This is a genomic window from Streptomyces sp. NBC_00376 (genome assembly GCF_036077095.1).
In the GTDB taxonomy this organism is placed as follows: domain Bacteria; phylum Actinomycetota; class Actinomycetes; order Streptomycetales; family Streptomycetaceae; genus Streptomyces.
Window position 1 is genome coordinate 219,191 of sequence record NZ_CP107960.1, and the last position, 21,630, is coordinate 240,820.

Consider the following 21,630-nt stretch of genomic DNA (forward strand, 5'->3'; position numbering starts at 1 on the left):
GCAGCTTCGCTGGAGGAGATCCTGCGCGCGGTGCGCGAGGTCCTGGCCGAAGAGCTCGCCTCGCTGCGGTCCGCGCTGGAGAAGCAGCCGCCCGCTCTGCTGGCCGGCGTCCGTGCCGACGTACGGGCACAGCTGGACGGGGTGACGAGTGTGCTGCGCGAGCAACTGGAGGCGGCAGGGAAGGAAACGCGTACCGAGCTGACCTCTCTTCGCGAGGAGACGGCTGCTCTGCGGGCCGAACTGGAGCAGAACGCGGCCAAGGAAGCGGAGGCAGGAGGTGACTGGGGAGCACAGCGCGCTGCTGCGGGAGGCGGCCCGGGTCTCGTCCCCGACCGTGCTCTGTCATCGGGACGTGTGGGAGTTCCTCACGGCGCACGCCGGGCGGCAGCCACACTTCCGGGTGCCGGCGCAGGTCCTGGACAAGGGCGAGGAACGTGTCCGCGCTGCGCTGTCCGGACGGTCGCTCATCGCGTTGCCGATTGCCCTGCACTCGGTCGAGGAAACCGCGGCCGACGGGGACGGCGACCAGGAGTTGGCCACCGTGCTCTACAAGCGGGTCGCGGAAAGCCTGTCCGGACTCGCCGTGACAGGCAGACCGGTCACCATCACCATGGACGACCGCACGCCCTCCGGTGAACTGGACACCCCGGATGAGGCACAGACCAACACAACCGGCGAACAGGCCGATGCCGAGGGCGGTGACAAGAAGGAGTAGCCGCAAGCCTGGAACACAGCGTGGGGGCCCGCACGGACGAGTAGTCCGTGCGGGCCCTCACAGCGTCCTGAGTCATTGACGCCCTGGCGAGCCGGGGCCACTGACAACGGGGCATGGGCACAGACACCCTGCCCGCAGCGCAGGCCCCGGTCGCCGCGGCCTGGCGGCGGCGCCGATGTTGTACGCGTACAGCATTAGGAGCGCTCGCCTTCCTGTCCTCGCCGGACTGTGAGTACGGCACGACATCCTTCGCCTGCGGCATCGTGGGTTCGCAGGCTCAGTCGAGCAGGTCGTACTCTCCGGGCGTCCAGTCGGCAAAGAGAGTAAGCGCCTTCTCCTTCTCTGCCCGTTCGGGCGTGGTCCCAGTGGCCGGCCACCAGTTCTCGACGTGGTGGGCGTCGACGAGGACGGATTCACGGTACCCGCCGAAGTCGCCGGGGTCTTCGGCGACACCGATGTGAATGGGTGTGTCGTCGGGCAGGTCCTTGAGCGCTGCACGGAGCTGCGCAGCGTTCCATACCTGCGGCGCGTGGTCAAAGACGTCGGTCATGGGCACAGAGTGCCGAATCAGGTGGCGTTGCTGGTGGAGACACGGCTGCACCCCGGGCCAGAACGCTGATCCGGGGTACAGGGGACCGGGGTGAAAAGCTGATCACCGGTGGTGAAACAGGCCCAGCCGGTGGGCACCGTACCGGGCGGCCGCGAGGTCGGTCCGCGTCGGGGAGGGGCCAGCCTCTCGGGCCAACGGTGTCGACTCTCGCCAATTCGGGGCAGGCGATATCCGTCACCAAGGCCACGTCTCCTCGCCGTGGTCCTGGTCGTACCACCGCTGCACCTGCACTGACTGCAGCCGCCACACCTGCGCCAGTGTTCCCCAGCTGCAGGTCCTACGCGTCGGCTGCGGCCGGGTCGAGGGAGTCGACATCCTCCATGAAGCTCAGCATCCGGGCGTTGACCACGTCGGGATGGTCGATCTGCGGTCCGTGGCCCGTCGCGGCGATGATCTCGGCACGGGCCCCGGGGATCAGGCGCGGCACCCGCTCCAACTGCCGTTGCGGGTGTACCAGAAGGCTGCGCTTGCCCATGATGACGTAGAGCGGGGTCCGGATGGAGCGCAGCGCGTCCTCGGCCAGCGGCAGCGGGGCGGGGCGGCGGATCCTGAAGGCCCGGGCGCCCACCTGGACCCACTTCCGCAACTCGGGAACGGCGATGACCGGCTGCTCCAGCCAGGAAGCGAGGCGGGGGCGCAGCGCCTTGGGGGCGAAGCTGGCGAAGAGGCTCACGAAGACCCAGGCGAAGAAGCGCAGGCCTACCTTCTCCAGGCCGCCGGGGTCGAGGGCGGTGACCGAGGCGAGCCGTCCGGGTCGGCGGTGCGCCTGGTTGAGCACCAGCCAGCCGCCATATGAGGAGCCGACGAGGTGGACCCGGTCCAGGCCGAGCGCGTCGAGGGCCTCGTCCATCCACTGGGCGGCACGCTCGGGCTGCCACATGGGCTCGCGGTGGACGCTGCGCCCGGCGTCGCCTGGGGTGTCGAGCGCGTAGACGGGCCGTTCACCGCTGAGCGCGGGGGTGTTGGGGTACCACATCGCCGAGCAGTAGCCCGCGCCGTGTATCAGGACGACCGGCGTGCGGGATTCGGCGGCGGGGTCCGAGGGGCCGTACCGGTAGACGTGCGTGGTGCCGAAGCTCGTCTCGACGTCCGTCTCGGAACGAACGGGTGCGCCCATTGCGTAGAGGACGTCGCTGGCAACGAAGTAGCGGTCGCGCAGGGTGTCGTTGACGTAGCGGCCGACGTCGCGGCGCACACGGGTCGTGTTCTCGGGCACGGGGCACCTCCGGGAAGATCCGTTTTCGTAATACGACCGTACCATGATGGTGGTACGGCGGTACCATGAGGGTGTCCGGAGAGAACGGGCGGCGAACCCCACCACCGACGGGCGGAGACACCGGCACATGCCAAAGCGCGTGGATCACGAGGAGCGGCGCACCCAGATCGCCGATGCGCTCATCCGGGTCGTGGGGCGGCAAGGACTGCACGCCGTCGGCATGCGTGACGTGGCCGCGGAGGCTGGAGTGTCACTCCGGCTCGTGCAGTACTACTTCGAGACCAAGGAGAAGCTGCTCTTCTACGGGGTCCAGCACCTGACCGATCGCTTCACCGCACGGGTGGGCACCTGCCTGGCTGCCGCCGGCTCGGACCCGGGCCCCGACCATCGAGGCGATCCTCCTGGCGTCCCTCCCCACCGACGAGGAGAGCCGCACCTTCCACCTCCTCCACAGCTCCTACTCGATCCTGTCCGTAACGGATGAGGCGCTGGGTGCTCAGCCCTTCCTCGACAACCCCGACGCCGCGGAGAACACCCTGACAGGCTTGCTCGAACAGCCCCAGGCATCAGGCCTGGCCGATCCCGGCGTCGACGCGCGCACGGAGGCGATCAGTCTGCTCGCAATGACGGCGAGCATGGGTACCAGCATCCTCGTGGGCCAGCGGAGTCCGGAGTCGGCCATCGAGGTACTCCATCACCACCTGGACCGGATCTTCGTGACCGTCGAGACGCCGGCGGTTGGGTAGGGCCCAATCCGACGTGCCGTTGCGGCACTTGTGGCACGCGGATAGTGCGCGGCTCTGAAGGATTCAGGCAACACACAAGGCCCAAGGTCGCCGACCTGGGCCTTCGTTCAAGAGCGGATGACGGGAATCGAACCCGCTATAAGGCCGACGGGCAATAGGCGCCCGGGAGGTGGCGGGGGCATCAGAACGGCCACGGATCCACGTGATCACGGAGTTCTCTACGCTCAGTAATCACAGAGTGCGGCCTGGCCGCGTTGCCATTTTGCCTGCTCGAACCCTCCCGGATGGCGGTGCAGGGTGGATCCATGACATGGACAGCACCACCGGTCGAACGCACCAAGCAGCTAGGCCTCCTAGGTACCGTAACTGAGCGTCAGATGTTGGAAGGCTGGCTGAGCTGGCACCGGGAAACGCTGCTGGCCAAGTGCGCCGGACTTAAGCCGGCCCAACCGGCGCGAACGACCGTAGAGCCGTCGAACCTCACTCTCCTTGGCTTGGTCCGGCACATGGCGGAGGTAGAGCGATGGTGGTTCCGGCGAAGCTTCGCCGGTGAGGCGATCGGTGATGTCTTCACCGGCCCATCAGATGGCAATGAGGGACTCGACGGAGTTCACGCAGCCGATGCGGAGCGAAACTTCGGACTGTTCCAGACCGAAGTCAAAGCGTGCGACGCGGCGGCGGCCGGGCACGGCCTCGACGAGACCTTCATGTCCTCTCGCGGAGTCTCCCTCAGCTTGCGCTGGGTCTACATGTTGATGGTCCAGGAGTACGCCCGCCACAACGGCCACGCCGACTTCCTGCGGGAGCGGACCGACGGGGCGACGGGTGACTGAGCTTTTCTCAGACCGCTCCGGCAGGTGCCCGGGAGATGGGATGAGCATCAGCTCTTACCCGGCGACGCCTGAGGGCGACATCGACCGGCTGGCAGATGAAAAGGGGTGGGTTGTTGATGACCTGTACCCGGCAGCGTCGGATTTCGTGTCGGACATCTGTGAGTCGTTGCCGGTGAGCGCGGTGGACGGGGCATCGCGGCCACAGTGGCTGGCCGAGTCCGGGAACATGGACGGCGATGGAAAAGCGGTGCTGCAGGCGGGGGCGCCGAAGCTGTGCCCGAAGTGGACGCCGGTGCTGAAGCAGGCGGTGTCGGGGAAGTGCGATCGGTGGTTCGGTGCCGGCACGTATGTGGTGTCAAACAATCCGGCGGACGCGGACGCGGGCGAGGACGAGGACGAGGAAACGATCCCGCCGGGCATGTACCGGGCCAGGGGCAGCATGAAGGACTGCTACTGGGAACGGACGACGAAATCCGGAGACATCATCAACAACCGTCTGGCGACGTCGGCGCAGGAGATCACGGTGACGATACGGGCGTCGGACGGGCAGTTCACGTCGGAGCGGTGGGCTGTGTGGAAGCCGGTGAAGTAAGCACTGACACGCAGTCGGGCCCGACGCCATGTGGTGCAGGGCCCGACGCTTACAACCGGTCAGTAGCGGGCGATCAGCCAGGCGATGACCAGGCCGGCCGCGAAGTCGCCGAGCCTGTACGCCACGCCGCACATGAAACTTGTATGGACGCTCTGTTCACGGCTGACCAGCCATTTCCGCAGGTGGCGGGCGACTGGTCCGCGTCCTCTGTCCACGCCGAAGCTGGGCTCAGGGGGTGGTTTCGCGTTACTCTGCATTCGGAGTCCTTCCTGATGCCTGGACGCCGCGCAAGGAGCCCCCTCGACCCATGGCCTAGGAAACCGCGTCGAGGAAGCGGGGCTCCTTTTGCGTTGGTGAGAAATGCAGTTGGGCGGTGTGTTAGGCCGACGAGCCTGTAAAGAGGCTTAACAACACCGGGGGAGAATTTCGGACATTCTAGTACAGTGTTGGCCGGTTTCTCTGGCAGTGGGCATCACGAGATCTTCCGAGATCCTCCGAGACTCACCGCGGCCCATGACCCGGCAGTAACCCCCATCACAATTTCCTGACGCTTTCACGAAGGGCGTGTCGTGGCACCCGTCGGCCCCACCAGCCGAGGGGTGCTGGTGGGGCCGAGGCGGCTTGAGCGGGTCGGGGGATGTGCCTGCTCAAGCTCGGGTCATACGGTCTGGTGCCCGGGTTTCCGGGGGTTATGCGGTGTGGCACGGCCTGGCCGGGGAGTGGGCGCGGGGACACGGGGGCTCCCTGGCCGGCCGTGCAAGTCAATCGTGACGCATGGGTGAGCGTTTGTCCGGGCTGCTACTCCCCCGGTTCAGATGGCGACCGCGGCGGCTGCGTTGACGAGGGTTTCAATGAATGGTCACTGGCCTGCATGGGAGGCGCGGCGGATGGTGGCGTCGATGAGGCGGAGTGCGTCGGTGGCGGTGCGGCCGGGGGTCCGGTTCCATGCGCCGATGAGGCCGGTCCATCCCTATGCGCGCAGTTCGGTGATAAGCCATGCGCCGGCTTGGTTCATGGTGTTCACGGAGCCCATGCCCATGCGCTGGCAACTGAGCATGTCGCTGCATACGCACCGGGCGCCGCGCCCGTTCCAAGCCGGTAGGGCTCGTTCATCCAGCCCCATTCAGTCAGGACTTGCCGGGCGTAGGCGAGGTGGGTGGAGGGGCGGATGTCGGCTTGTCCGATGCGGCGCCATGCCCCAGTCCTGTCAGGAGATCCGAGAAACAGTCCCTAGTACTGCAACGGTGTTTGTCGTGACGGGTGGTCAGTCGGTGGGGCGTGGCCTCGTTGTTTGTAGTGGCTGGTTCGGGCTTGGTGTTGTCGTTTTCGGCGCCAGGTCGACCAGTGCAGGATGTGGTCGACGGGTGCGTGCCGTCGGTTGGTGAGGCGGTGGATCAGGCGTCTGATCTCGGCGAGGCTGAGGTGGATGAGCTGGGAGGATCCGTTTCTGCTTTCCCGGTGTCGAGCTGGCGGGCCCGCAGGACGGTGAGGCAGGCGTGGGCGGCCATGGCCAGGGTGATGTGGCGGTGCCAGCCGGGGTAGCGGCGGACCTGGTAGTCGTCCAGGCCGCACTCCTGCTTCGCGGTCTGGAAGCATTCCTCGATCGCCCAGCGGCTCCCGGCGATGTGGATCAGCTCGTCCAGGGTGGCGTCGGCCGGGCCGTAGGCGATGTAGTAGGAGAGCTCTTGGGGACGGGCAACGCTGCGACGGGCGATCACCCAATGCCGGCGGTCGGGCCGGTGCCAGGGGCGGACTTCGACGCGTGCCCAGTCATAGACGCGGGGCCCGTGGGAGCCCTGGCCGCACGAGCGGCGTTTCCATTTCTGCCGGGGCAGGGCGGGAAATAGATCGCTCACGGGGTGGTCGATGGCCCAGCGGGTGACGACCGTGTCGTGGCGGGTGGTGGCCATGACGTGGAAGACGTCCGCCTGTTCCAGCTCAGAGCGCCAGCCCTTGCTGTAGCCGTAGCCGGCATCTGCGGTCACCCAGCGGAACGGGATCTTGCCGGCGATCGCGCGGCGGACCATCTCCTTGGCCATCGCCACCTTCGTCGCGAAGCCGACCTCGTCGTCAATGCCGGCCCGGCGGCACCGCTCTCGGTCGTCCGTCCAGGAGGCAGGCAGATACAGACGGCGGTCGATCAGCGTTCGTCCGAGCGGGGCCGCATAGGCGAGGAAGACACCGACCTGGCAGTTCTCCGTGCGGCCCGCGGTGCCGGAGTACTGCCGTTGCACCCCGGCCGAACCGGTGCCCTTCTTCAGGAAGCCGGTGTCGTCCACGATCAGCACCGCACCAGGATCGCCGAGATGCTCGACCACGTAGTCACGCACATCGTCCAGAACCTCGTCGGCGTCCCACTCGATCCGGTTCAACAGCCGGTGGATGCGGTCCGGACCTGCGTGGCCGGCTTCTTCGGCCAGCGTCCAGCCGTTCTTCCGCTGCAACGGGGCTACGAGTCCCCGCATATAGGCAAGAGCTGACTCACGAGGCTCCGATCTGCCGAATCGGTGAAGAAACCGCCCTTGCACCGCACCCAACTCACCGGCCCACGACCTGACCTCAGCAAGATCCCCACCCATGACAACACCAACGATCGACCTGCCTACCCGTCACAGCAAACACCGTTGCAGTACTAGGCCAGCGCGACGAGGTCCTGGTAGTCCGCGCCCCACAGGTCCTCGACACCGTCGGGCAGCAGGATGATGCGCTCCGGCTGGAGCGCCTCGACCGCGCCCTCGTCGTGCGTGACGAGGACGACGGCGCCCTTGTACGTGCGCAGCGCGCCGAGGATCTCCTCGCGGCTGGCCGGGTCGAGGTTGTTGGTCGGCTCGTCCAGCAGCAGCACGTTGGCGGAGGAGACCACCAGGGTGGCCAGGGCGAGACGGGTCTTCTCGCCGCCGGAGAGGACGCCGGCGGGCTTGTCGACGTCGTCGCCGGAGAAGAGGAAGGAGCCCAGGGTCTTGCGGACCTCGACGAGGTCGAGGTCGGGCGCCGCGGAGCGCATGTTCTCCAGGACGGAGCGGTCCGGGTCGAGGGTCTCGTGTTCCTGGGCGTAGTAGCCGAGCTTGAGGCCGTGGCCCTGGATCACCTCGCCGGTGTTGGGCTTCTCGGCGCCGCCGAGGAGCCGCAGCAGCGTGGTCTTGCCCGCGCCGTTGAGGCCGAGGATGACGACCCGGGAGCCCTTGTCGATGGCGAGGTCCACATCGGTGAAGATTTCGAGCGAGCCGTACGACTTGGACAGGCCCTCGGCCATCAGGGGGGTCTTGCCGCACGGTGCGGGCTCGGGGAAGCGGAGCTTGGCGACCTTGTCGGAGACCCGGACGGCCTCCAGACCGGACAGCAGCCGCTCGGCGCGCTTGGCCATGTTCTGTGCGGCGACGGTCTTGGTGGCCTTGGCGCGCATCTTGTCGGCCTGCGAGTTGAGGGCCGCGGCCTTCTTCTCGGCGTTCTGCCGCTCGCGCTTGCGGCGCTTCTCGTCGGCCTCGCGCTGCTGCTGGTAGAGCTTCCAGCTCATGTTGTAGATGTCGATCTGGGCGCGGTTGGCGTCGAGGTAGAAGACCTTGTTGACGACCGTCTCGACCAGCTCTTCATCGTGGGAGATCACGATGAAGCCGCCGCGGTAGGTCTTGAGGTAGTCGCGCAGCCAGACGATCGAGTCGGCGTCGAGGTGGTTGGTCGGCTCGTCGAGCAGCAGGATGTCGGCGTCCGAGAAGAGGATGCGGGCCAGCTCGACGCGGCGGCGCTGTCCGCCGGAGAGCGTATGGAGCGGCTGTCCGAGGACCCGGTCGGGCAGGCTGAGCGCGGCGGCGATGGTGGCGGCCTCGGCCTCGGCGGCGTAGCCGCCCTTGGTGAGGAACTCCGTCTCCAGGCGCTCGTACTTCTTCATCGCCTTCTCGCGGGTGGCGCCCTTGCCGGTCGCCATCCGCTCCTCGTTCTCCCGCATCTTGCGCAGGATCTCGTCGAGGCCACGGGCGGAGAGGATGCGGTCGCGGGCCAGCACGTCGAGGTCGCCGGTGCGGGGGTCCTGCGGGAGGTAGCCCACCTCGCCGGAGCGGGCGATCGTGCCGCCGACGGGATTGCCCTCGCCGGCAAGGCACTTGGTGAGCGTGGTCTTGCCCGCTCCGTTGCGACCGACCAGACCGATGCGGTCGCCCTTGGCGATACGGAAGGAAGCGGACTCGATGAGGATGCGGGCGCCGGCACGCAGCTCGATGCCGGAAGCGGTGATCACGGTAAAACTCCAGGGCGGGTCGGACGGCGGAAGGAGGGTCCGGGGAAATACGGGGCTGTGGAGCGAGGCTGCGGCTTCGGAGCGACGATGTGCCACCCCGGCTGATCCCGGTGTCCGGGCGGGCGCAGGGGCGAAGCATGGACATACCACTCGTAGCGCATTATCGGCGCAAAACTGGTGGCCTGACCGGCGAGGAAATCCTCAGCCGCAAGTGTCAGAGGGACGTAGCCGCTGCTGCAGCCCTTTCGATCCAGACCAAGCCCGTGGGGCGCCGGTCTGCGGCCTTGGAACCGCCTCGGAAGGTGGCCACACCGAACCGGACCGTGCGCACCGCACGGCCGGAGTCACAGATCATGTGGTGGGCCGACATACTGCTCACAGTAACATTGATCAACTCCGGCCACCCTCAATGCTGTCGTGAGCATTGCTGCGCCTCCTCGCGAGGCCATGGCCGGCCAGGTCCAGCGTGCGTTCGCCCGGCGAGCCGATTTCGAGGACCGGGACGCCGAGCAGAGCGGCCTCGATCCCGCACGTCGAGTAGGCGCTCGCCAGAGCGTCGGCACCAGTGAGGCAGCCCCGAGCGCCGACTCGCGAATCGGCCACGGCCACGAGTGGCCCTCCGTAACACCGGAGAGAAGGCGTCGGCGCCCTGTGCCGGGTGCGGAGCGATGACGAGCCCCCAGTCGCTGTCCGCCGCACGCAACCCGTCCAGGAGAAGATCTGCCCGAGTCTTCAGCCGATCGGGTCCGAACGGCTGGCAGGCCTGCACCACGATCCGGGCAGGAGCGGGGCGGTTGCCAGGAGCCCCTGAGATCGCCACCGCGATCCTCTACCCGGCGGGCCAGGCGTTGTCGGTGTTCGTCGAGCCGGCCGTAGATGGCTTCGGCGTTCTGGGCTATGGATCCCTGTAGTCCGCCGGCTCGTTCGTAGCGTCGAGGGTGAGAGTGCGGCCCTGGCGTCGGCGCCAGGTTTCCAGCAGGACGCGGGAGAGCAGCGGGACGCGGTACGTTCGGTCGTGATCTGGTCCGCACCGGTGGTGGTGCGGGGATTGAGGCGGTGCATTTCGTCGATCACGACCAGACGCACGCCCACACGGTTGTAGGTATGGCAGGCAGCGTCGGTGATCCGCGCCTGCGTCATCCGGGCAGTGACGGGGATACCGAGGTAGCGAGCGAACTCCGAAGCCAGGGCTTTCGCGCTCGCGGCGGGCGGGACCAGTACGTACGCGATCGGCACCAGCGGACGTACGGACGAGGCCGGGAGCGGGCGCCTTTGAGTATGAGCGAGGTGACCGGCACGCCCCACGCGGAGCCGGGCAGTGGTCTTCCCGGCTGCTGCGGGGCGGTGACGATCAGCGAGGGGCGGGCGCTGGCCTCCTGACGGCGCCCCAGAACCATCAGGTCCGCACGCTGGTGGTGAGGGTATCGATGGCCGGGGTGCGCGTGGTGACGAACGCGGAGTGGTAGGCGAGGTGTTCCTCGTCGCTGCGCGCCGGGCCACCGGGGCTGGCGGTACCGGGGGGAGGCGTGGTGGCGAAGTGCTGCCAGCCCTGCCAGGTGGTCACCGGCCATGCCCCGCGGGCGGGGTTCCCGCCGGCGGGCGTGTTCCCCTCGTGTCTGTCCCGCTCATCCACGCCTCACTGCGCAGCGGCGCCGCCCGCGCCAGGACCGTGGCCCGTCACCACTTGAGAGCCTCCGCCCGGGCGTCATAGAGCCCGTACCCGGCCACACGTGCAGCCGGACCGGCCGGGGTCTCGTCTGCGCTGGCGTCCTGCGCGTCCTGGCCGAGGTCGTCGAGGCTGTCCTTTCCCGCCCCTGCGGATGCCCCGCTCAGTTCCTGCGTCTGCCTCTCGGGCTCGGGATGTGGTGGCGGGGGAGCACGGGTGGGGAGGTACTGCTCGGGGCGAGTGGCAGATCCGAGCACCACCTCGCCCGGCCGTACAGGCGGCGGTGAGCGGCCGGAAAGGTCCGGTGGATCACGAGGGGACGGGACCGGACCTTCCCGGCCGCACCATGCTGGCCGCACCCCTCGAAGCCCTCCAGGGACCGACGGGGTACGTTCCGCCGGGCCGACCGGCCCTACTTGCCTGGGCGTGAGGGAGCCGACCGGCATCACCGGGCCGGCGGCGCACGGCCGTAACCGCCCTGCGGCTGCCGTAGGCTGACCGTCCGTGGACCGGTCCCAGCCCTGCGGTGATCCGGTGAGCGATTCCCGGCATACGGCACACGGATCCTGAGAGCGGCGCCCGATGACAGAGACAGCACCCAGGGCCTTGCCCGACCCCTCCTGTGCCGGCCCGGCGGCCTGGCCCCAGCCCAGTCGGCCGGACAGGATGCGCAGTCTGCTGGATGCCGTGATGAGCCTGGGGCGGGGCCTGGAGCTGCCCGAGGTGCTCCGCGGGATCGTGGAGGCCGCGGTGACCCTGACCGACGCGGAGTACGGGGCGCTCGGCATCGTCGGGGACGGGCAGAAGCTGCTGGAGTTCCTGCCGGTCGGCATATCGGAGCAGCTCGCCGCTGAGATCGGCCAGACACCGTGCGGGCGCGGCATTCTCGGTGAGCTGATCCGGCACCCGGAACCACTGCGGCTCACCGATCTCAGCAACCATCCGCGCAGCTTCGGATTTCCGCCCCACCATCCCCCGATGCGCACCTTCCTCGGAGTGCCGGTGCGGGTGCGGGACGAGGTGTTCGGCAACCTCTACCTCACCGAGAAGCGGGGCGGGATGAGTTTCGACGCCGACGACGAGGCGGTGGTGACCACCCTGTCGATCGCGGCCGGGGTCGCCATCCACAACGCCCGCATGTACGACGAGAGCCGTCGCCGGGAGCGGCGGCTGGAGGCGCTGGGCGAGATCACCCGCACCCTGCTCTCGGGGACCGACGCCGACGAGGTGCTGCATCTGATCGCCGAGCGGGCGATGGAGGTGGCGGGGGCCGACCGGGCCGCGATCCTGCTGCCGGTACCCCCCGCGCCCCGCTCCGGGACTTCGGAGGCATCCGGGGCCGAGGCACGTCTGACCGTTGCCGTCGCCCACGGCAGGGACTCCGAGCGCGTCACGGGGCTGTCCGTACCCGCGCGGGGTTCACTGGCCGGACTCGCCGCCCGTACCGGAACGCCGGTGCATTGCGCCGATGTGCGTACCGATCCCCGGGCGCACCCGTTCGGCGACGGTGCCGAGGACGGTCTGGGCCCGGTGGTGACGGTGCCTCTGCGGGTCGACGCGGAGACCAGGGGTGTTCTGCGCCTGGGGCGGCCGGTGGACCGCCCGCCGTTCGACGACACCGAGGTCGCGCTCGTCTCGGGCTTCGCCGACCAGGCGGCCATCGCCCTGGAACTGGCCCATAGGCGGGCCGAGTCCGAGGAACTCGCCGTCATGCACGACCGGGACCGGATCGCCCGCGATCTGCACGATCTGGCGATCCAGCGTCTCTTCGCGACCGGGATGACCCTGCAGAGCACCACGCGTGCTATCGCGGACCGGCCGGACGCGGCCGAGCGGGTCAGCCGGGCGGTGGACGATCTGGACACCACGATCCGGATCATCCGGTCCACCATCTTCGATCTGCGGACGGCGGACGGTCCGGGCCGCGGAGGGCTGCGGCACCGGATGGCGGAGACCGCTCGCACGGCGGCCCACGCCCTCGGTTTCCGGCCCTCTCTGCAGATCGACGGGCCGGTGGACACCACGGTCCCGGAGGAGCTGGCCGAACATGTGGTGGCGGTCGCCGCCGAGGCGGTGTCCAACGCCTCCCGCCATGCCCGTGCCACGCGTATCGACATCGTGCTGTCGGCCGACGACACGGTGACCCTGACCGTCACCGACAACGGCATCGGAATCCGGCACGGTGTCACGACCGTGGCCGGGACAGGGTCTACGCCCGAGCACCCCGGAGGGCTGGCCAACATGCGTACGCGGGCGGAACTGTGCGGCGGCACCCTGGCCGTCGAACGGCCGTCGGACGGCGGCACCCGGATCATCTGGCGCGCACCGCTGCACGACTGATGCCCGGGACCGGCGTCCGAGTACCCGTCAGCCCCTTGGGGCCTGGGGCCACCCCTGACGGTCCTTGACCCGGCCGACGAGCATCGCGGCCTGGATCCGGCGGCCCACGCCCAGTTTGGCGAGGATTGAGGAGATGCGGTTCTTGACGGTCTTCTCGGCGAGGAAGAGGCGTTCCGCGATCTCGCGGTTGGTGAGTCCCTCGCCGATGAGATCGAGGATCTGCCGTTCCCTGGGCGTGAGTCCGTCCAGTTCCGATCCCTCCGACGCCTCCGCCGGGGGCCGCTCACCGCCCCGCAGCCGCTCCATCACCCGGGCGGTCGTCCGCGGATCGAGCATCGAGGTGCCCGACGCGACCCTGCGTACGGCGGTGATCAGATCGGCTCCGTTGATCTGCTTGAGCACGTACCCTGCGGCGCCCGCCATGATGGCGTCGAACAGTGCCTCGTCGTCGTCGAACGACGTCAGCATCAGGCAGGCAAGTTCGGGCATCAGCGCGCGCAGCTCCCGGCACACCTCGATGCCGGCGCGATCACCGCCCCGGTCGTCGCCGAGGCGTACGTCCAACACGGCGACCTGCGGTCTGCTGGCCGGTACCCGGGCCAGCGCCTCCCGGGCGTCGGACGCCTCGCCGACGACCTCGATGTCGTCCTCGGCCTCCAGCAGATCGCGTACGCCGCGCCGGACGACCTCGTGGTCGTCGACGATGAAGACGCGTACGGGGGCCGCGGGCCGGGGCGGTTCCGTGCTCGTCGGGGTCGTGCTCGGTGGGGTATTCGCGAACTCATTCACCACATGCTCGATCGGTTCGGGGAGAGGGGCGGAAACAGTATGTGCCCGTCCGCGGGGCTGTTCCCGCCGGGGTCCGGCAGCATGGAAAAAGGTGCCTGAACAGGGCCGAAAGGCCCTGTGGCCAGGGGCCGGTCAGCGGGTGGTGCGCGGTGCCATACTGACGCCGCCAAGATCGTCCGGGCACCCCGGAGATCTTCCTTTCCGGCCACCCCACTGTGCTGCAACGAGGAGCAACCGGCCCATGAACACCCCGAGCGAGGACTACCACGCACTGCTCGCACGGCATGACGCGATGCGGCTTCGGCGACGCATCCTGGCCCCGTCCGGCAACCGTGCCGGTGAGTGGAGCACGAAGGCCCCGCAGGCGTACGACGGAACGGCCGACCAGCTGCTGATCGGCGACTCGCTGCCCTTGGTGAACCCGCTGGAGCAACTGATCGCCGAACTGTACCGGATCCTGTTCGAGCGGCACCCGTATCTGCGGTCGCTGTTCCCCCAGTCGATGGCCTTCCAACAGGCCCATCTCGCCGGGATCTTCCGCTATCTGATCGGCAATCTGCACCGCACGGACGAAATGATCCGCGTCTTCGCACAGTTGGGGCGCGATCACCGCAAGCTCGGTGTACGCCCCGCGCACTTCGAGGCCTTCGAGGCGGCGCTGATCGAGGCGCTGCGCGTGCGCGCGGGCGCCCGGTGGACCCACGAGCTGGAACAGGCCTGGCTGCGGATGCTGCGGCTGGCCGTTTCGGCGATGGTCAGGGGCGCGGACGAGGCGATCGCCGAACCACCCAGCTGGGAGGCGACAGTGACCTCGCACGAACTGCGCACCCCCTATCTCGCGGTACTGCGGGTACGGCCCCACCAGCCCTACGCCTTCGAGGCCGGACAGTACGCGTCCCTGGAGTCGCCGCTGCTGGAGCAGGCCTGGCGTCCGTACTACCTGGCCCGCGCTCCGCATCCGGACGGTGAACTGGAGTTCCACGTACGGGCCCGGGGCGCCGACGGGGTGAGCGATGCTCTGGTGCACGGTACGCGGGAGGGCTGCGCCGTCCGGCTCAGCGCCCCGCGTGGCGCACTGGCCCTGTCGGATCAACTTCCGGCCGCGGACCTTCTGCTGATCGCCTCCGGGACGGGCTGGGCCCCAATGAAGGCGATACTCCAGCGGATCGACGACGAGCGCACTCGCGCACGCCGGGTACGGCTGCTGCTGGGTTCCGCAGGGGAGACAGCGACGGCCGGAGAGATGTACGACGCGGCGTATCTGGAAGCGTTCAGGCGCAAGCGCCCCTGGCTGACCGTCATCGCGGCCGACACGGCGAACACCCGCTTCGCGGATGCCGGCCTGCGGGCCCTGAACGGAATACTGCCCCCGCAGCCCGGGGCCGCCGCCCGGCAGCACGCCTATCTGGCCCTAGCCCCCGAGGCCGCCACGACCGGGCTGGCGCAGGCCGTCGCCGCTCGGCTGGCTGCCGCCGGGGTACCGGCCGAGCAGATCCGTCATGACGCCACCGGCGTGGTCGCGGTCACAGAAATGTCTGCCAGTACGACCAGAACCGGATTGCTATCAGCATGACGATGGCCAGACACCAGGTCAGCGGCACCACGAGGGGGAACTCCAGCACCGCCGCAACGAGGAAACGCGGCGCGGGCAGGACGCCGTGGCGAAGATTGTGCACCGTGGTGTGCCAGAACATGAAGACGGTGGCCACCCACACGAGCACGCACCACAGACAGAGCGCGCCGATCTCGAACAATGCCTGGGTCATCAGCCACATGCAGAAGCCGGCACCGAACAGCGTGCCGAGGTTCATTCCCAACCAGTACCAGCGCCGGTAGCGCGCACCCGCGAGCAGGCCCGCGCCGGTCCCCAGCACCGTGCCGAAGGCGACCAACCCGATGAGCGGGTTGGGAAAGCCGAACGCCGACGCCTGCTCGCTGCGCATCACACTGGTGCAGGACACCACGGGGCTCAGCGAGCAGGCGGGCACGAAGCCGGGGTCGGCGAGCAGTTCGAACTTGTCGATGGTGATGACGAGCGAGCCGAGCAGCCCGAGCGCGGCGGTGACGACCAGCAGCCATCCGAACGCCCACTCCGCCCCGGCGTACTCCCGTTCGTCGCCCGTCGCGGACACGCTGGTGCATTCCCGCTCGTCGGCCTCGGGGCCTTCCGTCACCCTCCCCGTACCGCGCTCCGAAAGTTTCATGCCTGCCCCCGCACGGAACCGGCGGGCCAGACGATTTCCACCCGGATTCCTCGTGCACGCGCGAAGGCGACCAGATGCGCGGTGGCGTCCCGGCCGTCCGACGGCGATCCGTCCCACACCGCGAGCACGGTCCGGCAGGTCGCCACCAGCCGTTCGTCGGCGCCGACACACGCGTCGCGGTCGGCCGGATCGAAAGGCAGCAGTCGTACGTGCTCGGCCAGGACCAGCAATTCGCCCGCGGCCGACCGGTCCCGCTCGGGCAGCAGGGCGGGTACCGCGCCCTGGGCCGGCAGCAGCACCGTCAGCTTCCGCCCGGCCTCCCGGGCGGCCCGCCCGAACACCAACGGCAGTCCCGCCCCGACCCGTACCAGAGCGGCGGCACCTTCCACCAAACGGTCCAGCCGTGCTCTCAGTTCGGATTCCACCAACTCCAGGGTTCTGTTGCCGAGGTCCCTGTGCCCGACGACTGCGATCACCATGTTTCCCTCCTCGCGCACCCGCGGGGTGCGATGCATCGCAGTGAACCCATTGGAGGCCGTGCACCACTAGTACTGCAACGGTGTTTGCTGTGACGGGTAGGCAGGTCGATCGTTGGTGTTGTCATGGGTGGGGATCTTGCTGAGGTCAGGTCGTGGGCCGGTGAGTTGGGTGCGGTGCAAGGGCGGTTTCTTCACCGATTCGGCAGATCGGAGCCTCGTGAGTCAGCTCTTGCCTATATGCGGGGACTCGTAGCCCCGTTGCAGCGGAAGAACGGCTGGACGCTGGCCGAAGAAGCCGGCCACGCAGGTCCGGACCGCATCCACCGGCTGTTGAACCGGATCGAGTGGGACGCCGACGAGGTTCTGGACGATGTGCGTGACTACGTGGTCGAGCATCTCGGCGATCCTGGTGCGGTGCTGATCGTGGACGACACCGGCTTCCTGAAGAAGGGCACCGGTTCGGCCGGGGTGCAACGGCAGTACTCCGGCACCGCGGGCCGCACGGAGAACTGCCAGGTCGGTGTCTTCCTCGCCTATGCGGCCCCGCTCGGACGAACGCTGATCGACCGCCGTCTGTATCTGCCTGCCTCCTGGACGGACGACCGAGAGCGGTGCCGCCGGGCCGGCATTGACGACGAGGTCGGCTTCGCGACGAAGGTGGCGATGGCCAAGGAGATGGTCCGCCGCGCGATCGCCGGCAAGATCCCGTTCCGCTGGGTGACCGCAGATGCCGGCTACGGCTACAGCAAGGGCTGGCGCTCTGAGCTGGAACAGGCGGACGTCTTCCACGTCATGGCCACCACCCGCCACGACACGGTCGTCACCCGCTGGGCCATCGACCACCCCGTGAGCGATCTATTTCCCGCCCTGCCCCGGCAGAAATGGAAACGCCGCTCGTGCGGCCAGGGCTCCCACGGGCCCCGCGTCTATGACTGGGCACGCGTCGAAGTCCGCCCCTGGCACCGGCCCGACCGCCGGCATTGGGTGATCGCCCGTCGCAGCGTTGCCCGTCCCCAAGAGCTCTCCTACTACATCGCCTACGGCCCGGCCGACGCCACCCTGGACGAGCTGATCCACATCGCCGGGAGCCGCTGGGCGATCGAGGAATGCTTCCAGACCGCGAAGCAGGAGTGCGGCCTGGACGACTACCAGGTCCGCCGCTACCCCGGCTGGCACCGCCACATCACCCTGGCCATGGCCGCCCACGCCTGCCTCACCGTCCTGCGGGCCCGCCAGCTCGACACCGGGAAAGCAGAAACGGATCCTCCCAGCTCATCCACCTCAGCCTCGCCGAGATCAGACGCCTGATCCACCGCCTCACCAACCGACGGCACGCACCCGTCGACCACATCCTGCACTGGTCGACCTGGCGCCGAAAACGACAACACCAAGCCCGAACCAGCCACTACAAACAACGAGGCCACGCCCCACCGACTGACCACCCGTCACGACAAACACCGTTGCAGTACTAGGCACTGTTTCTCGGATCTCCTGACGCGGGTGGGGTGTTGGGGGCAGGCTGGCTGTATGGGCCGTGGTGATCTGACGAATGCGGAGTGGGATCAGCTGGAGTCGTACCTACCTCCTGGTGGTGCGCGTGGAGGTCGGTGGAGCGACCACCGCCGGGTCATCAACGGGGTTCTCTACCGGGTGCGGACCGGCGTGCAGTGGCGGGATCTGCCGGAGCGGTTCGGGCCGTGGGAAACGGTCTATAAGCGGCATCGCCGCTGGTCAGCCGATGGAACGTGGCAGATGCTGCTGTCTCGCATCCAGGCAGCCGAGGACGCGGTGGGCGCGATCGACTGGGACGTGTCGGTGGACTCGACAGCCGTGCGGGCCCACCAGCACGCCGCCGGCGCGAGGAAAGCGGCCCCGGCCGCCGTTCCTCAAAAGGGGGCCGGGCGGGGGACGAACCAGGTCGATCCGGTCTTGCGGAATCTGGCAGTCCGCCTGGAGGCGGTGGTCAGATCGGCGAGTGTCTGGGGCGTTCCCGCGGCGGATTCACCACCAAGATCCACCTCGCCGCCGAGGGACGCTGCAGGCCCCTCGCTTTCGTCCTGACTCCCGGACACTACGGTGACGGACCCCAGCTCGAGCGGGTGCTGGAGCAGGTCTCCGTCCCCCGGGCCGGAGTCGGACGGCCCCGCACCCGGCCCGACCATGTTCTGGCGGACAAGGCGTACACGTCCCGGAGCAACCGCCGTTACCTGCGACGACGCGGAATCCGGAACACCATCCCCGAACGCATCGACCAGCAACGGAACCGACACAACCGTGGTTCACGCGGCGGCCGCCCCACCGGGTTCGACAGTGAGCGCTACAAGAAGCGCAACACCGTCGAACGCGCCATCAACCGGCTGAAGGGCTTCCGCGCCGTCGCCACGCGCTATGAAAAACGCGCCTACATCTACCTCGGCACCGTCACCCTCGCGGCTCTCATGATCTGGCTTCGCACGTGATCCGAGAAACAGTGCCTAGTACTGCAACGGTGTTTGCTGTGACGGGTAGGCAGGTCGATCGTTGGTGTTGTCATGGGTGGGGATCTTGCTGAGGTCAGGTCGTGGGCCGGTGAGTTGGGTGCGGTGCAAGGGCGGTTTCTTCACCGATTCGGCAGATCGGAGCCTCGTGAGTCAGCTCTTGCCTATATGCGGGGACTCGTAGCCCCGTTGCAGCGGAAGAACGGCTGGACGCTGGCCGAAGAAGCCGGCCACGCAGGTCCGGACCGCATCCACCGGCTGTTGAACCGGATCGAGTGGGACGCCGACGAGGTTCTGGACGATGTGCGTGACTACGTGGTCGAGCATCTCGGCGATCCTGGTGCGGTGCTGATCGTGGACGACACCGGCTTCCTGAAGAAGGGCACCGGTTCGGCCGGGGTGCAACGGCAGTACTCCGGCACCGCGGGCCGCACGGAGAACTGCCAGGTCGGTGTCTTCCTCGCCTATGCGGCCCCGCTCGGACGAACGCTGATCGACCGCCGTCTGTATCTGCCTGCCTCCTGGACGGACGACCGAGAGCGGTGCCGCCGGGCCGGCATTGACGACGAGGTCGGCTTCGCGACGAAGGTGGCGATGGCCAAGGAGATGGTCCGCCGCGCGATCGCCGGCAAGATCCCGTTCCGCTGGGTGACCGCAGATGCCGGCTACGGCTACAGCAAGGGCTGGCGCTCTGAGCTGGAACAGGCGGACGTCTTCCACGTCATGGCCACCACCCGCCACGACACGGTCGTCACCCGCTGGGCCATCGACCACCCCGTGAGCGATCTATTTCCCGCCCTGCCCCGGCAGAAATGGAAACGCCGCTCGTGCGGCCAGGGCTCCCACGGGCCCCGCGTCTATGACTGGGCACGCGTCGAAGTCCGCCCCTGGCACCGGCCCGACCGCCGGCATTGGGTGATCGCCCGTCGCAGCGTTGCCCGTCCCCAAGAGCTCTCCTACTACATCGCCTACGGCCCGGCCGACGCCACCCTGGACGAGCTGATCCACATCGCCGGGAGCCGCTGGGCGATCGAGGAATGCTTCCAGACCGCAAAGCAGGAGTGCGGCCTGGACGACTACCAGGTCCGCCGCTACCCCGGCTGGCACCGCCACATCACCCTGGCCATGGCCGCCCACGCCTGCCTCACCGTCCTGCGGGCCCGCCAGCTCGACACCGGGAAAGCAGAAACGGATCCTCCCAGCTCATCCACCTCAGCCTCGCCGAGATCAGACGCCTGATCCACCGCCTCACCAACCGACGGCACGCACCCGTCGACCACATCCTGCACTGGTCGACCTGGCGCCGAAAACGACAACACCAAGCCCGAACCAGCCACTACAAACAACGAGGCCACGCCCCACCGACTGACCACCCGTCACGACAAACACCGTTGCAGTACTAGGGCCGATCGGCCCTGGCGGCCGGGGAACTCGGTGGTAGCGGTCCCGACGCGAACGGCAACTTCCTTCATTCACATACGAGGGCAGCCACCGCTACGTCGTCCTCATGGAGGAATCCGTCCTGCGCTACCAAACGGCCGACCCCGAGACGATGCGCGGGCAGCTGCGCCACCTCCTGGCCGTGATGCCGCTCGCGTCCGTCTCACTGGGGATCATCCCGTTCACCGCACGGCGTACCGTGTGGCCGCTGGAAGCGTTCTACGTCCACGACGACACCATGGCCGTGGTGGAGACGCTGACGGCGGAGATCAAGGTGACCCAGCCGCGCGAGCTCGCCGACTACGCGAAGGCGTTCACCGGACTCGCGGAGATGGCCGTCCACGGCGATGCCGCCCGCGACCTCATCCAGGCGGCGATCGACGCCCTGGAGTGAACCTCCGCAATTACCCGCAACTCTATTGAGTGCACGGCGGGCAGCTGCGTGGCGTCGAAGGCACCGACGGCCCACCAGCCGGAGAGCCGGGGCCGCATGCACACACACCGACACCACCGCCCCGGCCCCGGAGGGCCGCGGCCTCCAGCCGCCCGCCTGCGGCGTCCCCTCCCCGGCCCTGCTGGCCCGCGCGGACCAGGGCTACGCCCGCTTCCTCGCCCAGCAGACCGAAGACCAGGACGGCGGAGCCGACGGCGGCGAGGACACCCAGTGGTGACCGCCGACCACCTGCGCGAGACCGCCCCGGCAGCGAGGGCCCGCCGGGCCGAAGCCCGCGTCCGGCCGGAACAGTACGTAGCCGCGTACGGGTGAGTGGAAGCCAGGCAGTGGGATACCGAAGGCCAAGCGCCCTCCAGGGGGTGAAGGGGCGCACATCACGCAGGTGCTGGAGACGGCCCAGCGCATCCGCCTGCCGAGGGGCGGAGTCTCCCGTCGCGGCGTAGTGCTCGGCGAACGGGCGGCCGATCCTGATGAGCCGGCTGGCCTGCGGATGGTCGAAACCGGATCGTGCTGCCGGTGCTGTGACGATGGACACCGCGCCTTCGTCCGGCTGCCAGTCGGCCTCCTTGCACACGGCGGCTTCCGCGTGGCAGGCCCGCAGCAGCTCCGTCAGAACGAGGGTGTGCAACGCGTCGGGATCGCGTTCGTGCATGATCTGGACAGCCAGGTCCCGCATCCCGCGCAACTGCGCCGCCGTGCCGGTCATCGTCTCGCTCCCTGTCTCGACCGCTTCACCGCGTCTCCGCCGCAGTGCGCACCCGCTCGCCGGCCTGCGCAGTGGGGCGCCGCTGCCATTGTCGGCGGGCGCGGGACGGGCCGGCACGGATACGGAGGCACT

General features: G+C 68.6%; 18 protein-coding genes and 4 pseudogenes. 10 read left to right on the plus strand and 12 right to left on the minus strand.

Translation table 11 applies throughout. The features are described 5' to 3' along the window. Positions 1–277 precede the first annotated feature (277 nt). Complete coding sequence (locus OG842_RS01175) at positions 278–715, plus strand: hypothetical protein (protein WP_266726664.1); 438 nt, start codon at positions 278–280, stop codon at positions 713–715. Positions 716–992: 277 nt separating this feature from the next. Here OG842_RS01175 and OG842_RS01180 read toward each other — a convergent pair whose 3' ends face one another. Continuing rightward, the gene (locus tag OG842_RS01180) at positions 993–1,265 is read right to left on the minus strand and encodes a DUF6225 family protein (protein WP_266726666.1); all 273 of its coding nucleotides are present in this window, start codon (positions 1,263–1,265) and stop codon (positions 993–995) included. A 337-nt stretch (positions 1,266–1,602) separates the two neighbouring features. Continuing rightward, positions 1,603–2,541: an alpha/beta fold hydrolase gene (locus OG842_RS01185; RefSeq protein WP_266726668.1), complete on the minus strand. Its 939-nt coding sequence runs from the start codon at positions 2,539–2,541 to the stop codon at positions 1,603–1,605. A gap of 127 nt (positions 2,542–2,668) precedes the next feature. Here OG842_RS01185 and OG842_RS01190 point away from each other — a divergent pair. The 3 genes and pseudogenes from OG842_RS01190 to OG842_RS01200 all read left to right on the plus strand — a co-directional run bounded on the left by OG842_RS01190 (position 2,669) and on the right by OG842_RS01200 (position 4,712). Continuing rightward, positions 2,669–3,287 (plus strand): annotated as a pseudogene (locus OG842_RS01190) (TetR/AcrR family transcriptional regulator). Between the two features lie 377 nt (positions 3,288–3,664). Further along, positions 3,665–4,120 (plus strand): DinB family protein, encoded by a 456-nt coding sequence (locus OG842_RS01195; RefSeq protein WP_266726670.1) that lies wholly within the window; start codon positions 3,665–3,667, stop codon positions 4,118–4,120. Between the two features lie 40 nt (positions 4,121–4,160). Continuing rightward, positions 4,161–4,712 carry a hypothetical protein gene (locus OG842_RS01200; protein WP_266726672.1) on the plus strand — a complete coding sequence of 184 codons (552 nt, stop codon included), beginning with the start codon at positions 4,161–4,163 and terminating at the stop codon, positions 4,710–4,712. 59 nt (positions 4,713–4,771) lie between these two features. Here the strand turns inward: OG842_RS01200 and OG842_RS01205 are convergent, their stop codons facing one another. The 6 genes and pseudogenes from OG842_RS01205 to OG842_RS01230 all read right to left on the minus strand — a co-directional run bounded on the left by OG842_RS01205 (position 4,772) and on the right by OG842_RS01230 (position 10,507). Next, a complete protein-coding gene (locus tag OG842_RS01205) occupies positions 4,772–4,969 on the minus strand; it encodes a hypothetical protein (RefSeq protein WP_266726674.1) in 198 nt (65 codons plus the stop codon). A gap of 602 nt (positions 4,970–5,571) precedes the next feature. Then, positions 5,572–5,924, minus strand: a pseudogene (locus OG842_RS01210) (DUF6197 family protein); the annotation flags it as partial. A 182-nt stretch (positions 5,925–6,106) separates the two neighbouring features. Continuing rightward, a complete protein-coding gene (locus OG842_RS01215; RefSeq protein WP_266726591.1) occupies positions 6,107–7,291 on the minus strand; it encodes an IS701 family transposase in 1,185 nt (394 codons plus the stop codon). 53 nt (positions 7,292–7,344) lie between these two features. Further along, positions 7,345–8,943 carry an ABC-F family ATP-binding cassette domain-containing protein gene (locus OG842_RS01220; RefSeq protein WP_266726676.1) on the minus strand — a complete coding sequence of 533 codons (1,599 nt, stop codon included), beginning with the start codon at positions 8,941–8,943 and terminating at the stop codon, positions 7,345–7,347. A gap of 1,110 nt (positions 8,944–10,053) precedes the next feature. Then, positions 10,054–10,248, minus strand: a pseudogene (locus tag OG842_RS01225) (ATP/GTP-binding protein); the annotation flags it as partial. 91 nt (positions 10,249–10,339) lie between these two features. After that, a complete protein-coding gene (locus OG842_RS01230) occupies positions 10,340–10,507 on the minus strand; it encodes a hypothetical protein (protein WP_323185688.1) in 168 nt (55 codons plus the stop codon). 768 nt (positions 10,508–11,275) lie between these two features. Between OG842_RS01230 and OG842_RS01235 the strand changes: the two genes are divergently transcribed. Next, the gene (locus OG842_RS01235) at positions 11,276–12,949 is read left to right on the plus strand and encodes a sensor histidine kinase (RefSeq protein ID WP_266726677.1); all 1,674 of its coding nucleotides are present in this window, start codon (positions 11,276–11,278) and stop codon (positions 12,947–12,949) included. Positions 12,950–12,976: 27 nt separating this feature from the next. Here OG842_RS01235 and OG842_RS01240 read toward each other — a convergent pair whose 3' ends face one another. Then, on the minus strand, positions 12,977–13,654 hold the full coding sequence (locus OG842_RS01240; RefSeq protein ID WP_266733369.1) for a response regulator transcription factor: 678 nt from the start codon (positions 13,652–13,654) through the stop codon (positions 12,977–12,979). Between the two features lie 325 nt (positions 13,655–13,979). On the opposite strand from OG842_RS01240, the gene OG842_RS01245 reads away from it, so the two are divergent. Then, complete coding sequence (locus OG842_RS01245; protein ID WP_266726679.1) at positions 13,980–15,311, plus strand: globin domain-containing protein; 1,332 nt, start codon at positions 13,980–13,982, stop codon at positions 15,309–15,311. Here the strand turns inward: OG842_RS01245 and OG842_RS01250 are convergent. Next, on the minus strand, positions 15,262–15,942 hold the full coding sequence (locus tag OG842_RS01250; protein ID WP_266726681.1) for a vitamin K epoxide reductase family protein: 681 nt from the start codon (positions 15,940–15,942) through the stop codon (positions 15,262–15,264). The two genes, OG842_RS01245 and OG842_RS01250, sit on opposite strands and share 50 nt — an antisense overlap. Further along, positions 15,939–16,418 carry a hypothetical protein gene (locus tag OG842_RS01255; RefSeq protein ID WP_266733370.1) on the minus strand — a complete coding sequence of 160 codons (480 nt, stop codon included), beginning with the start codon at positions 16,416–16,418 and terminating at the stop codon, positions 15,939–15,941. Before OG842_RS01255 ends, OG842_RS01250 begins: the two co-directional genes overlap by 4 nt. 126 nt (positions 16,419–16,544) lie before the next feature. Between OG842_RS01255 and OG842_RS01260 the strand changes: the two genes are divergently transcribed. The 4 genes and pseudogenes from OG842_RS01260 to OG842_RS01275 form a co-directional block, all read left to right on the plus strand. Next, on the plus strand, positions 16,545–17,729 hold the full coding sequence (locus OG842_RS01260) for an IS701 family transposase (RefSeq protein WP_266726591.1): 1,185 nt from the start codon (positions 16,545–16,547) through the stop codon (positions 17,727–17,729). Between the two features lie 219 nt (positions 17,730–17,948). Continuing rightward, positions 17,949–18,880 (plus strand): IS5 family transposase gene (locus OG842_RS01265; RefSeq protein WP_443063955.1). Its coding sequence is split into 2 segments (ribosomal slippage): positions 17,949–18,327 and positions 18,327–18,880, totalling 933 coding nucleotides; the frame shifts between segments, so codons are not numbered across the junction. A gap of 72 nt (positions 18,881–18,952) precedes the next feature. After that, positions 18,953–20,137: an IS701 family transposase gene (locus OG842_RS01270; RefSeq protein ID WP_266726591.1), complete on the plus strand. Its 1,185-nt coding sequence runs from the start codon at positions 18,953–18,955 to the stop codon at positions 20,135–20,137. Positions 20,138–20,369: 232 nt separating this feature from the next. Further along, positions 20,370–20,732, plus strand: a pseudogene (locus tag OG842_RS01275) (Scr1 family TA system antitoxin-like transcriptional regulator); the annotation flags it as partial. Between the two features lie 22 nt (positions 20,733–20,754). On the opposite strand, the gene OG842_RS01280 reads toward OG842_RS01275, so the two are convergent. Then, positions 20,755–21,498 (minus strand): hypothetical protein, encoded by a 744-nt coding sequence (locus OG842_RS01280; protein WP_266733847.1) that lies wholly within the window; start codon positions 21,496–21,498, stop codon positions 20,755–20,757. Positions 21,499–21,630: the final 132 nt, after the last annotated feature.

Excerpts from the sequence above, each read along its gene's own strand:
- OG842_RS01180 (WP_266726666.1), bottom strand. The coding sequence starts at position 1,265 with ATGACCGACGTCTTTGACCACGCGCCGCAGGTATGGAACGCTGCGCAG.
- OG842_RS01195 (WP_266726670.1), top strand. The coding sequence starts at position 3,665 with ATGTTGGAAGGCTGGCTGAGCTGGCACCGGGAAACGCTGCTGGCCAAG.
- OG842_RS01200 (WP_266726672.1), top strand. The coding sequence starts at position 4,161 with ATGAGCATCAGCTCTTACCCGGCGACGCCTGAGGGCGACATCGACCGG.
- OG842_RS01205 (WP_266726674.1), bottom strand. The coding sequence starts at position 4,969 with ATGCAGAGTAACGCGAAACCACCCCCTGAGCCCAGCTTCGGCGTGGAC.
- OG842_RS01215 (WP_266726591.1), bottom strand. The coding sequence starts at position 7,291 with ATGGGTGGGGATCTTGCTGAGGTCAGGTCGTGGGCCGGTGAGTTGGGT.
- OG842_RS01235 (WP_266726677.1), top strand. The coding sequence starts at position 11,276 with ATGCGCAGTCTGCTGGATGCCGTGATGAGCCTGGGGCGGGGCCTGGAG.
- OG842_RS01245 (WP_266726679.1), top strand. The coding sequence starts at position 13,980 with ATGAACACCCCGAGCGAGGACTACCACGCACTGCTCGCACGGCATGAC.
- OG842_RS01250 (WP_266726681.1), bottom strand. The coding sequence starts at position 15,942 with ATGAAACTTTCGGAGCGCGGTACGGGGAGGGTGACGGAAGGCCCCGAG.
- OG842_RS01260 (WP_266726591.1), top strand. The coding sequence starts at position 16,545 with ATGGGTGGGGATCTTGCTGAGGTCAGGTCGTGGGCCGGTGAGTTGGGT.
- OG842_RS01270 (WP_266726591.1), top strand. The coding sequence starts at position 18,953 with ATGGGTGGGGATCTTGCTGAGGTCAGGTCGTGGGCCGGTGAGTTGGGT.
- OG842_RS01280 (WP_266733847.1), bottom strand. The coding sequence starts at position 21,498 with ATGACCGGCACGGCGGCGCAGTTGCGCGGGATGCGGGACCTGGCTGTC.